This is a genomic window from Terribacillus saccharophilus (assembly GCF_046592895.1).
Lineage (GTDB): Bacteria > Bacillota > Bacilli > Bacillales > Amphibacillaceae > Terribacillus > Terribacillus saccharophilus_D.
In genome coordinates, this window is record NZ_JAWVPU010000002.1 from 832,922 (window position 1) to 845,233 (window position 12,312).

Consider the following 12,312-nt stretch of genomic DNA (forward strand, 5'->3'; position numbering starts at 1 on the left):
AGAAAGCGGGCCGATTGACCGGCCCACTTTCATCTTAGTGCGTTTGACAGATTTCGTATAGTCCCTTTTCTTTCAAAACCTCGATCAATGTCTCTCCCATGACTGCTGGCGTATCGGCAACTTTGACGCCGCAAGCTTCCAGGACTTTGATCTTTTCATCGGCTGTGCCTTTCCCGCCGGAAATGATGGCACCCGCATGTCCCATACGTTTACCCGGTGGTGCCGTCGCTCCGCCGATGAAGCCGACGACTGGCTTATTCATATGCTGACGGATCCATTCAGCTGCTTCTTCTTCAGCTGTTCCGCCGATTTCCCCGATCATGATGACCGCTTTTGTCTCACGGTCTTCGTTGAATGCTTTCAGAACGTCGATGAAGTCGGTTCCGTTGACCGGGTCACCACCGATACCTACGGCTGTCGATTGTCCGATACCAGCTTGCGTAAGCTGATGCACTGCTTCATATGTCAATGTACCGGAACGTGAAACGACTCCGATATGACCTTTTTTATGGATATAACCAGGCATGATGCCGATTTTGCATTCTTCCGGTGTGATGACACCCGGACAGTTCGGTCCGATCAGCCTTGTTTTTTTGCCTTCCATTGCCCGTTTGACACGAACCATATCCATGACAGGGATATGTTCCGTGATACAGATGACCAGATCCATTTCAGCATCCACCGCTTCAAGAATCGCATCAGCCGCAAACGGAGCAGGCACATAGATGACAGAAGCTGTGGCACCTGTCTCATGGACCGCCTCTTTGACAGTGTTGTATACAGGTACACCTTCGACTTCGGTACCGCCTTTTTTCGGTGTGACACCAGCAACGATACGGGTGCCGTATTCAATCATCTGTTTTGTGTGGAATAACGCAGTGGACCCTGTGATACCTTGAACGAGCACTCTTGTTTCCTTGTTAATAAAAACACTCATGAAATTGTACCTCCCCGTTAGTTTACAAGCGCGACGATTTTCTCTGCTGCATCTGCCATGGACGCTGCCGATGTGATATTCAAACCGGACTCCTCGAGCAATTTCTTACCTTGCTCAACGTTCGTTCCTTCCAAACGCACGACAAGCGGAATTTCCAGACCGACTTGACGGGACGCACCGATCACACCTTCTGCAATGACGTCACACTTCATGATGCCGCCGAAAATATTGACCAAGATGCCCTTGACATTCTGATCAGCCAAAATGATCTTGAAGGCTTCGGTAACCTTCTCTGTCGTGGCACCGCCCCCAACATCGAGGAAGTTAGCGGGATCCCCGCCGTAATGCTTGATGATATCCATCGTTGCCATGGCAAGACCTGCACCATTTACCATGCAGCCGATATTCCCATCAAGGGAAATATAGCTCAAATCATGCTTGGAGGCTTCGATTTCCTTTTCATCTTCTTCATCCAGGTCGCGAAGTGCGACGATATCTTTATGTTTGTATAATGCATTTTCGTCAAAATTCAGTTTTGCATCCAATGCGAGTACTTGACCATCGCCTGTCGTGACAAGCGGGTTGATCTCTGCGATGGAGCAATCTTTCTCCACGAAAGCTTGATACAGGCTCATCATGAACCCGACAGCTTTGTTCAATGACTCAGGTGGAATATTGATGGCAAATGCCAGTCTTCTAGCTTGATAGCCAGTCAGCCCGACAACAGGGTCGATCGTTTCCCGGAAGATTTTCTCCGGTGTCTTTTCTGCAACTTCCTCGATCTCCGTGCCGCCTTCTTCAGACGCCATCATCACGATCCGGGATGTGCTGCGATCAAGAACGAGACCGATATAATATTCTTTCTGGATATCACAGCCTTCTTCAATCAAAAGCCGTTTCACTTCTTTTCCTTCCGGGCCTGTCTGATGCGTTACAAGCGTCTTGCCTAAGATTTCCTCGGCGTATGTACGAACTTCATCCAAGCCCTTCGCTACTTTTACACCGCCCGCTTTACCGCGTCCGCCAGCGTGGATTTGCGCTTTGACAACGCATACATTTGTGCCCAGGCTCTCAGCCGCTTCCACAGCTTCCTCGACACTGAATGCCACTTTACCAGCAGGAACAGACACACCAAATTCACGTAAAACCTCTTTGCCTTGATACTCATGAATATTCATTCTGTACCCTCCCCGTCAGATTCCGTGCAAAACCATTGTAAACGATTTCTTCTGCAAAAGTCTACCAAAAACTATAGAAAAGACAGAATCTACATAAAACTTGGCACAAGTAAATACAGATGCAGAAACCCTCCACCCTGAATATTTATGAAAATGCTTTCATAAGAGAATTTATGGAATAAGCGCCCTCATTTAGAGCGCTTATTTCCCTGCCTGTTTGTCTGCTTGATATACAAAGGCAAAGACCTCTGCAACTGCTTCGTAAAGCTCCGCCGGTATCATGTCGTTCACTTTCAGTTCAGTCAATAACCCGACCAAAGCAGGGTCTTCCTGGATCGGCACACCATTATCCTGTGCACGTTTGATGATTGCTTCTGCTGTCAGCCCTTGACCGCTCGCTGTGATGACTGGTGCTTGCCGTTTCGCTGTATCGTACTTCAGCGCTGCTGCTTGCCGCATAGTATGTTTCTCACTCATATACGATAATCGACACCTTTCTGCTCAGGATGAACTGCCGCATAATCCAATTTGGTTCCATTTCTTTCCTTCACTGTGTCACTGGCTGAGAATTTCACTGCTGAAAGATGATAACCGTTCGAATCAAGCGCTGATTTCAATTTTTCTTGCAACGGACGCATCACTTGCTCTGCTTCTTCTGCAGTTGTATAAATATGCAGATTTATCGTTTTTTTCTGCACATACATATCGATGGCCACATCTTTCAAGTTGGGCAGATGCAAGTAAAACAAAATTCTGCAATGGTCTGCCGATAATTGTCCATCCTCTTCTTTTTTGCCTTCCATCTCCATCAAGATATCTTTATCGAATCCAAACGGAGCTCCCGGCAGCTGAAGCTGAATGTGCAGCATTTGCTTATCATCATGGACTTGCAGCAGCTGGCTGCCCGTGATCTGCTGCAGGAGCTGCGCAGGCAAATCCGCTTTTTCATGACCTTGTGCTGTGTGCTGAAGCAGCACGCCTTTCAGAGTGTCTTCTGCATTTGTATCGAGTAAGTCATGTTCATATGCAAACCCTGTCTGTCGCAGGATATCCTGCATCAGTTGTCTGAAGAAAGCACCATCTTTGCTTTGCTCATTCTGCTGCGAAATCTGAAGCAATTGAGACAAATCCGAAGTCTTTGCCAGTAATTGCTCCTTGTTCGTGCTCGTATTTTGTAGCAGCTGGTCTATGTCTCGAACTACTGGAACTGACCGAAAAGCTTCCATAGAGTTACGCAGATTTGCTGTTATCTCTTCCGGCAGTGCACGGTCTGGAAACATACTGAGCAGCTGCTGGGCAGTCGACAGTGATGTCTGGAGGCGTTCTTGAACAAGCACAGGCTGCTTACCGACTTCCTGCAAGTCAGCTTTGAAAGATTCAAATGCTTGACCAAATGGCAGCACACCGGCTGTTTTGTCAGATATCCTATTTATCCCTTCCTGCGGGTTGCCAGCTACGGTTGATTGCTTCCCAAAATCATTCCATTGCTGCTGCCACTCCTCATAGGAAGGTGCATTCGGTAGAAGAGATGGGCGGATTGCTTGGTACAATCCTTGTTTTCCCATTTTTGCTTCCTGGATGATCTGCTGTATAAGCTGTCCCTCATTGACTGCCGGTCCCTCGGGGGACACACTGGTGAGCGTCTGCTGCAGCGGCGGATTATTATTCTGGGTGGTGATAGTGGCAGTCAGCTGCCGCAAAGAGCTTGTCAAGTCCTGTGTTTGACGCGCTGCAATCGCCTGCAGCACATTCTCAGACAGAGGCAGCTTGCGGTCCAGCATAACCTGCAGCGCTTCTTTGTGGACTTCAAAAGACCGAGGATCAAGCTGCAATAGATCCAAAGCTTGCTTCAGCTGCGGCATGGAAAAAGGCGTCTGTTGCTTTGATAGTCCGTCCACAAAACTTGTATTCATCTTGCTTGGCTTATGGCCGGTGAGTTCTATCAGCTGGTTCACGTCTGGTTGTTTACCTGCTGCTTGTGGCAGGACCTGCAGGCGGGGTCGCTCTCCGCCTTCTTTCACTTCAAACCAATAGGCGCTACCTGCAGATAACGACGTTTGCAGCTCTGCTATGATTTGTTTGGCACCGATTTGAAGCAGTGCTTTATTATCTGGAAAGAACTTAGCTATTTTACCAGTGACAATTTGTCCTGCTTGTAAATTGTTCTGGGACTGGAGCTGAGACTGCAAAGCAGGTAAAATTCCTTGCGACATTTGAATGGATGGATGTTGCATGACGTTTCTTCCTTCCTAGCTATGGGAAAGGTCCTTGACAGGTGCAAAGCTCAGCCGGTGAAGTGGTGTGATGCCCTGCTTATGCAATGCTTCCAAATGCTGCTTCGTCCCATAACCCATATTATCTTTGAAGCCGTAACCTGGGTATTGCACATCGGCTTGTTTCATCAGACGATCCCGGGTGACTTTGGCGATGATACTTGCAGCTGCAATCGACACACTCCGCTGGTCACCTTTGATCAGGGATTCATGGGGACATGACAGCTCAGGAAGCGGCATGGCATCCACAAGTACTTGATCCGGCTCGCAAGAAAGCTCTGCGACTGCTTCCAGCATTGCTTGTTTGGCTGCTTGGTAGATATTGACTTCATCGATTCTTTGACTATCGACGATTCCGATACCATAGGCGATGCAGGCATTGATGATTTGTTCATACAATGCTTCCCTCTTCAGCTCGCTCAGCTGCTTGGAATCATTCAGGCCTGCTATGTATGCATCGTTTGGCAAAATCACTGCTGCAGCGACAACGGGACCAGCAAGTGGGCCTCTGCCTGCTTCATCTATGCCAGCAATATACTGCTTTCCTTGTTCATGATAGGCATTTTCAAAGCTGCACATACGCTCATACTGGTCACGAAGCTCCTGCTCTTTCATTTGTTTCCTTCTATGTGTATCCATAAGCTTTTGGACACCTGCACGATGGTCAGCTTGCCAGGAAGAAAGCATTTCTTCCGAGTACGTTCCCTCCTGCATATGTGTCCGTATCTGCTGGATCGTCATTGCATCTTTCATGGACAATCTTCCTTTTCTCTGTTTATCGGTCATTTGGACAAAAAATAAAGACATACATAAAAGAAATATGTATGCCTGCTTCTTACACTGTAGGTCTTTCGAACGTCACATTGGTGATCCGCTTGCTGCGAAGATCACGAATGATGATTTCGTACGTTTTTTCATAATTGATTGCACCGCCGGCTTCCAGTGCACCTCGGAATCGGCCGATATGGGTGAACATCTCGACTGTATCCATGGAAACATCCTCTATTGCATATCGTTCGGCAAGCTGCTTCGGATATTGCTCTTTCAAATAGTTCAGGATGAACGTAGCTACTTCTTCCATCGGCAAAATCTGATCTTTGATCGTACCAATGGCAGCAAGCACCAACCCTACCTGCGGATCTTCGAATTTCGGCCATAGGATCCCTGGTGTATCCAATAATTCAAAATCCTTCTTCACTTTGATCCACTGCTGCTGTGTCGTAACACCCGGACGGTCGCCTGTTTTTGCGATCTTTTTACTCGCAAGCCGGTTGATTAGTGTCGATTTGCCTACATTCGGGATACCGATGATCATCGCTCGGCCTGGTGGTGGATTCTGCACTCCTCTGCGCTTCCATTTTTCCCGTTTCGCAGCATGCATATCGTGGGCGCGCTGGACGACACGCTGGATATCGCCTTTTTCATCTGCATTGACAGACAACGCTGGTGTGCCTTGTTCCTCATAATGACGGATCCAGGCGTCCGTGACCGATTTGTCCGCCAAGTCTTTCTTCATGAGAACGACCATTTTCGGTTTGTCACCGAGGACTTTACGAAGCATCGGGTTTTGTGATGCTTCAGGTGCCCGTGCATCCACAAGCTCGATGACAAAGTCCACGAGCTTCAGTTTTTCTTCTACTTCTCTTCTAGCTTTGGCCATATGACCGGGAAACCATTGAATCGTCACGAGAATATGTTCCTCCTATTTTGTCAGACCGATACGATCCAGCGGCCAGAACGTCAGCTGTACTTTTCCGACAATCTGCTCTTCTGGAATCAAGCCGATGTATCTGCTATCAGTTGAATTTCTGCGATTATCCCCGAGTACGAGTACATAGCCTTCCGGAATCTCCTCGTAATTGCCCGGCAGATCTTCAAGTTTGAAATCATTCGTCAGATTGCCGCCATCAGACAGGGAAGCTTTTTCGCTGTCCAAATAAGGCTCATCCACAATTTCACCATTAATATATAATGTATCGTCAATCATTTCGACATGATCCCCCGGCACACCAATCACCCGTTTGATATAATCCTTTGTTTCAGTGGCGTGGAAGACAATGATATCCTTCCGATCCGGCTCACTGAAGCGATAATTGATTTTATTCACGATCATGAAGTCATTATCATGCAAAGTCGGCTGCATGGAAGGTCCGTCGACTACAATCGGAGCAAACAAAAACATCCGAACGACCACCGCGATGATGACAGCGATGATCAAAGCCTTCAGCCAATCCAGCCATTCATTTTTCTGTTTGGCCATTTTCATAAGCCTCCAATTGTCTTCTATTGAATCTAATTCGTCTATATAGCAAAAAAAGAGCTTGACGAAGCAAGCTCTCTTTTCTGGTACTTAGCGGATTTCTTTGATACGAGCAGCTTTTCCGCGAAGTTTACGTAGGTAATAAAGTTTCGCACGACGTACTTTACCGCGACGGCTAACTTCGATTTTTTCCAAACGTGGGCTGTGTACTGGGAAAGTACGTTCCACACCAACGCCAGAAGAAATCTTACGTACTGTGAAAGTCTCTGAAATTCCACCGTTTTGACGTTTGATAACGACACCTTCGAAGATCTGGATACGCTCGCGTGTACCCTCTACTACTTTAACGTGTACTTTTACCGTATCTCCGGCACGGAATTCAGGATGATCAGCGCGAAGCTGTTCTTTTGTAATGTCATGAATTAATTCCTGCATTCTGTTCAACTCCTTCTCACCAATGCTCATTCTCGCAATATACGACAGCGGAACATCGTAATATGGTGCTCACCGTTGTAAGCACAGCATTTAATATATCATATTTAGGTCATGAATACAAAGCTTTATTCATTCTTTTTGCCACTTTTTCACTTGTTCCCGTTCTTTACTGGTAAGTTCCGCATCATCCAGCAGGTCAGGCCTCCTCGTAGCTGTCCGGTATAGGGATTGTTCCCGGCGCCAAGCCTCGATTTTGCCATGATCACCCGATGTAAGGACCTCCGGCACTTGCATGCCCCGGAAATCGGCGGGGCGCGTGTAATGAGGATGTTCAAGCAATCCGGTGGAGAAGGAATCTTCCGGAGCGGAAGAGGCATTGCCCAATACATCCGGCAAAAGCCGCACCACACTGTCAATCACCGCCATGGCACCGATTTCCCCGCCTGTCAGCACATAATCGCCGATGGAAATCTCATCGGTGACCAAATGTTCGCGAATACGCTCATCATATCCTTCATAGTGACCGCAAATGAAGACAAGATGTTCTTCTTTTGCAAGTTCCTCTGCTTTTTTTTGGTTGAACGTCTCGCCTTGTGGACACATGAGGACGATGCGCGGCTTGGCTGAGGATTCCGAGGTGACTTGCTCGATCGCATCGAATATCGGCTGCGGTGCAAGTACCATGCCAGCTCCGCCGCCATACGGATAATCATCCACTTTTTTATGCTTATTCGTCGTGAATTCCCGGAAGTTCACCAGATTCGGTTGAAAGGCGCCCAATTCCTGCGCGCGCTTCAGGATGGAATGCTGCAGCACACCTTCGAACATCTCCGGAAATAGTGTCAAAATATCTATTTTCATAAGTCCAGTAATCCTTCCATCGGTTCAATCACGACTCTCTTATTCTCGACATCGATTTGTTTGACGACCGGTTCGATGTAAGGCACCAATAAATCTTTCTGTTTTGCTCGTTGTACGACCCAAACATCATTTGCACCAGGTGAGAGGATTTCCTTCACCTTCCCAAGTACCTCCCCATCAACTGTCTCAACCGCGCAGCCGATGATCTCGTGATAATAGAATTCATCTTCTTCCAAGTCGCCTAGCTGATCCTCACGGACTTTCAGGACGCCGCCTTTCAATTGTTCCACTTGATTAATCGATGTATACCCTTGGAAAGTAAGCAAATCAAACGTCTTGTGCTTACGATGTGTATTGATGATCAGCTTTTGCGGCTTGCCGCTTTCGTTTTCATCCTGGAACCAGTACAGCTCTTCCCCCGGCTCGAAACGTTCATCGAAATCAGTGATGCGAACGACCCTGACTTCGCCTACTACACCATGTGTATTGACGACTTTTCCTACGTTGTACATTTTCAAATCCATTCTTTTCACCTTCATTATTCCATCCGTATGATGATACCATCTTGGATGACGATTTTCTGTGTGGCAAGCTCGTCCCACTTCATGCCTACTTCAACTTCAACAAGAGCTTCAACTTCTTCGATCCTGATCTCGCTCCCGATAGGCAGTACGTCCAGCTGTGTGAGCTGAAATGCGATCGAAGCCGCTTTTTCCTCACGCTTTTGGATTTCTGCTTGAAAACGTCTGTGCACATCCTGTTTGGATATACCTTGTTTCTTTTCCAGTTTTCGTTTCTCGAATAACAGCTGTTGACACTCTTGGTCAAGTTGATGCGCCGATTTTTGAAGACGTTCCCTTATGCTTTTTTTGCTGGATTCGGTGACGACTTCATCAACACGCAGCTTTTTGATTATCTTCACCTGGCACCTGGCTTTCTGCTGTCAAAGCTTTTTTGACATGGTAAAAAAGGGAAAGGTTTCCCTCTCCCTTTTACATTATGTCCAGATAAATGCGTTTTTTGCAATCGTGAGCTGCGGCGCGCAATACCGTGCGCAGGGCACGTGCATTGCGGCCGTCTTTCCCGATTACTTTGCCAATATCAGATTCATGCACCTGAAGCTGATAGATGACCTTATGCTGCTCTTCCCTTTGATGCACGACGATCTGCTCGGGAAAATCAACAAGCGGAGCAACCATCGTTTCAATTAGTGCTTTCAGAATCGATCAGCCCTTTACTTCTGGTTTTTTGAGTCGTGGAACTTTTTCAAAATACCTTCGTTAGAGAAAAGGTTGCGAACTGTGTCGCTTGGCTTAGCGCCTTTAGCCATCCAGTCCATCGCTTTAACTTCATCCAATTTAACCTCAGCTGGGTTAACTGTTGGATTATATGTTCCGATTTGCTCGATAATACGTCCATCACGAGGAGAACGAGAATCAGCAACTACGACACGATAGAAAGGGTTTCTTTTAGAACCCATACGTTTTAGACGAATTTTTACTGCCATGTTGTTGCACCTCCAAATTAATGTTTCTCACAAGATATGATTGTATCAGATTAAATAATCACTGTAAAGGGTTTTTACATTACATAAAAGGAAATTTCATTCCGCGGCCTTTTTTACCCTTTTGCATGTTGGTCATTTGCTTCATCATCTTCTTCATATCTTCGAATTGTTTCAGCAGACGATTGACTTCGGATACACTGCGGCCGGAGCCTTTGGCAATACGTTTTTTGCGGCTGGCATTGATCAAAGACGGCTCCTGACGCTCTTTGCGCGTCATCGATTGGATGATGGCCTCCACATACACAAGCTGCTTCTCATCCAACTGGACGTTCTTCATATTTTTCATTTTGCCGGCGCCAGGAAGCATGCTTAATAAGTCATCAAGCGGCCCCATTTTCTTCACCTGGCTCATTTGATCCAGGAAGTCATCGAATGTGAAGCTCATGCTGCGCATTTTTTCTTCCAGGTCACGCGCTTGTTTCTCATCGACATTTTCCTGTGCTTTTTCGATTAGGGAGAGCACATCCCCCATGCCGAGGATCCGCGATGCCATACGTTCCGGGTGGAAGGCTTCCAGCTGATCTGTGCGTTCTCCCATACCGACGAACTTGATTGGCTTTCCGGTCACGGCGCGGATGGATAGTGCCGCCCCGCCTCGTGTATCGCCGTCAAGCTTCGTCAATACTACTCCAGAGATATCAAGCTGGCTGTCGAAGCTCTCTGCCACATTGACGGCGTCTTGACCTGTCATGGCGTCGACCACCAAAAAGATCTCAGCAGGTTTGACGTTCGTTTTGATTTGTGTCAATTCATCCATCAGCTTCTCATCCACATGCAGACGACCGGCCGTATCGATGATCACATAATCGTGATGTTCTTCTTTTGCTTTCTTGAGCGCCTCATTCGCGATATCGACAGGGTTTGCTTCTGTCCCCATCGAAAACACCGGCAAACTCAGCTGCTTGCCAAGTGTCTCCAACTGGTCGATTGCAGCCGGACGATATACATCGGCTGCTACAAGCAATGGATTACGGTTATGCTTTTTGCGCAAAAGGTTTGCCAGTTTCCCAGTCGTGGTCGTCTTACCAGCACCTTGCAAACCGACCATCATGATGACAGTCGGCGGTCTGTCCGCGACAGCGATCTTGCTTTGTTCGCCGCCCATGAGCTGTGTCAGTTCTTCCTGTACAACCTTGATGACCTGCTGACCAGGTGTAAGGCTCTCCATCACTTCCTGACCGATGGCCCGCTCTTTGATTTTATTGATCAGCTGTTTGACGACTTTGAAGTTGACGTCTGCTTCCAAAAGTGCAAGTCGTACTTCGCGCGTCATTTCTTTTACATCTTGTTCTGTGACTTTACCGCGCCCGCGTATTTTCTGAATCGTACTCTGCAGTCGGTCGGCTAATCCTTCAAATGCCATGGAATCGACCTCCTAATCTAATTCTTTTATCTTTTGGATCAAATCTGTGGCAGCTGTCTGGGCATCGGAAGCAAGTACTTCTTCCAATTCATCCAGCAGTGCGCTTCTTTCTTTGAAACGATCATACAGATGCAGCTTTTTCTCATAGCTTTCGATCATCGCTTCGGTGCGTCTGATATTATCATATACTGCCTGCCGGGATACATCGAATGATTCCGCAATTTCCCCCAGAGACAAATCTTCCAGATAATACATCTCCATATAACTGCGCTGCTTTGGTGTAAGCAATGCTTGGTAAAAATCGAATAAATAATTCATCCGTGTCGTTTTCTCTAACATGCGACGCACCCCTTGTTAAGTGAAATGCCTTTACAAAATTGTAGCCAACCTAGTGCGCAGCTGTCAAGAAACTGCTATTCGGCCTGTTCCTCATCCTGCATCAAATCAGCGAACAATCCGTATACGAAAGCATTCGGATCGAATTCCTGCAAATCTTCCATCTGTTCACCGAGACCAACGAACTTGACCGGGATTTTCATTTCATTTCGAATCGCCAGCACGATACCACCTTTGGCTGTACCGTCAAGCTTCGATAACACGATACCAGAAACACTCGCTGTTTCCTGGAAAGTCTTCGCTTGTGCAAGTGCATTCTGACCTGTCGTTGCATCCAAGACGAGCAGCACTTCATGCGGCGCACCCGGAACCTCACGTTCGATGACGCGATGCACTTTGTTCAGCTCATTCATCAGATTGACTTTGTTCTGCAGACGGCCGGCCGTATCACAGAGCAAAACATCCGCACCGCGAGCCTGCGCCGCTTTGATGCCGTCATAGATGACGGCAGCAGGGTCACTGCCCGCATTGTGGCGGATCACTTCGACACCAGTCCGCTCGCCCCATACTTGCAGTTGTTCGATGGCGCCGGCACGGAACGTATCACCGGCAGCCATGACTACCTTTTTGCCTTCTTGCTTCAGTTTATATGCTAGCTTACCGATACTCGTCGTCTTGCCGACGCCGTTGACACCGACAAATAAGTAAATCGTCAGGCCATCTTCATTCATTTTCAGTTTTTGCGGTTTTTCCTCTTCGTCACCTTGGTAGATTTCCACCAGTTTCTCTGAAATGACATCCTTCAGCTGACTGCTATCTTTGATATTTTGGCGTTTCGCTTCCATACGCAGCTCATCAACCAAATCCATCACTGTATTCACTCCAACATCGGAAGCGATCAATACTTCTTCCAATTCCTCGAAGAAATCTTCATCCACTTTCCGGTAGCGTGCCATCAAGTTGTTCATCCGATCCGAAAAGGAAGTACGGGTCTTTTTCAGACCCTCTTTGTACTTTTCAGGTGCTTGTTGCTCTGCTTCATTGTTTGTATTGGTGAATTTATTTTTCAGTTTCTGAAAAAAGCTCATTTTCGCTCTTCCTT

General features: G+C 47.2%; 16 protein-coding genes. All 16 read right to left on the bottom strand.

Going from position 1 to position 12,312, the window contains the following annotated elements; genetic code table 11:
- Positions 1–34 precede the first annotated feature (34 nt).
- On the bottom strand, positions 35–937 hold the full coding sequence (sucD, locus tag SFC66_RS09985; RefSeq protein WP_411218537.1) for a succinate--CoA ligase subunit alpha: 903 nt from the start codon (positions 935–937) through the stop codon (positions 35–37).
- 17 nt (positions 938–954) lie between these two features.
- A complete protein-coding gene (gene sucC / locus SFC66_RS09990; protein ID WP_411218538.1) occupies positions 955–2,115 on the bottom strand; it encodes an ADP-forming succinate--CoA ligase subunit beta in 1,161 nt (386 codons plus the stop codon).
- A 201-nt stretch (positions 2,116–2,316) separates the two neighbouring features.
- On the bottom strand, positions 2,317–2,592 hold the full coding sequence (locus SFC66_RS09995) for an EscU/YscU/HrcU family type III secretion system export apparatus switch protein (protein ID WP_411218539.1): 276 nt from the start codon (positions 2,590–2,592) through the stop codon (positions 2,317–2,319).
- Positions 2,589–4,349, bottom strand: a complete 1,761-nt coding sequence (locus tag SFC66_RS10000; RefSeq protein ID WP_411218540.1) for a hypothetical protein — start codon at positions 4,347–4,349, stop codon at positions 2,589–2,591. Before SFC66_RS10000 ends, SFC66_RS09995 begins: the two co-directional genes overlap by 4 nt.
- 15 nt (positions 4,350–4,364) lie before the next feature.
- Positions 4,365–5,141, bottom strand: coding sequence for a ribonuclease HII (locus tag SFC66_RS10005; RefSeq protein ID WP_411218541.1), 777 nt, complete (start codon positions 5,139–5,141; stop codon positions 4,365–4,367).
- Between the two features lie 82 nt (positions 5,142–5,223).
- Complete coding sequence (ylqF, locus tag SFC66_RS10010; RefSeq protein WP_411218542.1) at positions 5,224–6,075, bottom strand: ribosome biogenesis GTPase YlqF; 852 nt, start codon at positions 6,073–6,075, stop codon at positions 5,224–5,226.
- 15 nt (positions 6,076–6,090) lie between these two features.
- Complete coding sequence (gene lepB, locus SFC66_RS10015; RefSeq protein WP_411218543.1) at positions 6,091–6,648, bottom strand: signal peptidase I; 558 nt, start codon at positions 6,646–6,648, stop codon at positions 6,091–6,093.
- Positions 6,649–6,738: 90 nt separating this feature from the next.
- Complete coding sequence (gene rplS, locus SFC66_RS10020; RefSeq protein ID WP_411218544.1) at positions 6,739–7,083, bottom strand: 50S ribosomal protein L19; 345 nt, start codon at positions 7,081–7,083, stop codon at positions 6,739–6,741.
- Positions 7,084–7,212: 129 nt separating this feature from the next.
- Positions 7,213–7,944 carry a tRNA (guanosine(37)-N1)-methyltransferase TrmD gene (gene trmD / locus SFC66_RS10025; RefSeq protein WP_411218545.1) on the bottom strand — a complete coding sequence of 244 codons (732 nt, stop codon included), beginning with the start codon at positions 7,942–7,944 and terminating at the stop codon, positions 7,213–7,215.
- Positions 7,941–8,468: a ribosome maturation factor RimM gene (rimM, locus tag SFC66_RS10030; protein ID WP_486388641.1), complete on the bottom strand. Its 528-nt coding sequence runs from the start codon at positions 8,466–8,468 to the stop codon at positions 7,941–7,943. Before rimM ends, trmD begins: the two co-directional genes overlap by 4 nt.
- A 14-nt stretch (positions 8,469–8,482) precedes the next feature.
- Entirely contained in the window at positions 8,483–8,866 is a 384-nt protein-coding gene (locus tag SFC66_RS10035) for a YlqD family protein (protein WP_411218546.1), read from the bottom strand.
- Positions 8,867–8,936: 70 nt separating this feature from the next.
- Positions 8,937–9,164, bottom strand: coding sequence for a KH domain-containing protein (locus tag SFC66_RS10040; protein ID WP_411218736.1), 228 nt, complete (start codon positions 9,162–9,164; stop codon positions 8,937–8,939).
- Positions 9,165–9,178: 14 nt separating this feature from the next.
- Positions 9,179–9,451 carry a 30S ribosomal protein S16 gene (rpsP, locus tag SFC66_RS10045; protein WP_095217635.1) on the bottom strand — a complete coding sequence of 91 codons (273 nt, stop codon included), beginning with the start codon at positions 9,449–9,451 and terminating at the stop codon, positions 9,179–9,181.
- A gap of 79 nt (positions 9,452–9,530) precedes the next feature.
- Entirely contained in the window at positions 9,531–10,874 is a 1,344-nt protein-coding gene (gene ffh / locus SFC66_RS10050; protein WP_411218547.1) for a signal recognition particle protein, read from the bottom strand.
- Positions 10,875–10,886: 12 nt separating this feature from the next.
- On the bottom strand, positions 10,887–11,213 hold the full coding sequence (locus SFC66_RS10055; protein WP_411218548.1) for a putative DNA-binding protein: 327 nt from the start codon (positions 11,211–11,213) through the stop codon (positions 10,887–10,889).
- A gap of 74 nt (positions 11,214–11,287) precedes the next feature.
- On the bottom strand, positions 11,288–12,298 hold the full coding sequence (gene ftsY, locus SFC66_RS10060; RefSeq protein ID WP_411218549.1) for a signal recognition particle-docking protein FtsY: 1,011 nt from the start codon (positions 12,296–12,298) through the stop codon (positions 11,288–11,290).
- Between the last annotated feature and the right edge of the window lie 14 nt (positions 12,299–12,312).

Coding starts and splice junctions, on each gene's coding strand:
- SFC66_RS10000 (WP_411218540.1), bottom strand. CDS start 4,349: ATGCAACATCCATCCATTCAAATGTCGCAAGGAATTTTACCTGCTTTG.
- ftsY (WP_411218549.1), bottom strand. CDS start 12,298: ATGAGCTTTTTTCAGAAACTGAAAAATAAATTCACCAATACAAACAAT.
- sucD (WP_411218537.1), bottom strand. CDS start 937: ATGAGTGTTTTTATTAACAAGGAAACAAGAGTGCTCGTTCAAGGTATC.
- ffh (WP_411218547.1), bottom strand. CDS start 10,874: ATGGCATTTGAAGGATTAGCCGACCGACTGCAGAGTACGATTCAGAAA.
- trmD (WP_411218545.1), bottom strand. CDS start 7,944: ATGAAAATAGATATTTTGACACTATTTCCGGAGATGTTCGAAGGTGTG.
- rimM (WP_486388641.1), bottom strand. CDS start 8,468: ATGGATTTGAAAATGTACAACGTAGGAAAAGTCGTCAATACACATGGT.
- rpsP (WP_095217635.1), bottom strand. CDS start 9,451: ATGGCAGTAAAAATTCGTCTAAAACGTATGGGTTCTAAAAGAAACCCT.
- SFC66_RS10055 (WP_411218548.1), bottom strand. CDS start 11,213: ATGTTAGAGAAAACGACACGGATGAATTATTTATTCGATTTTTACCAA.
- SFC66_RS09995 (WP_411218539.1), bottom strand. CDS start 2,592: ATGAGTGAGAAACATACTATGCGGCAAGCAGCAGCGCTGAAGTACGAT.
- SFC66_RS10005 (WP_411218541.1), bottom strand. CDS start 5,141: ATGAAAGATGCAATGACGATCCAGCAGATACGGACACATATGCAGGAG.
- lepB (WP_411218543.1), bottom strand. CDS start 6,648: ATGGCCAAACAGAAAAATGAATGGCTGGATTGGCTGAAGGCTTTGATC.
- rplS (WP_411218544.1), bottom strand. CDS start 7,083: ATGCAGGAATTAATTCATGACATTACAAAAGAACAGCTTCGCGCTGAT.
- sucC (WP_411218538.1), bottom strand. CDS start 2,115: ATGAATATTCATGAGTATCAAGGCAAAGAGGTTTTACGTGAATTTGGT.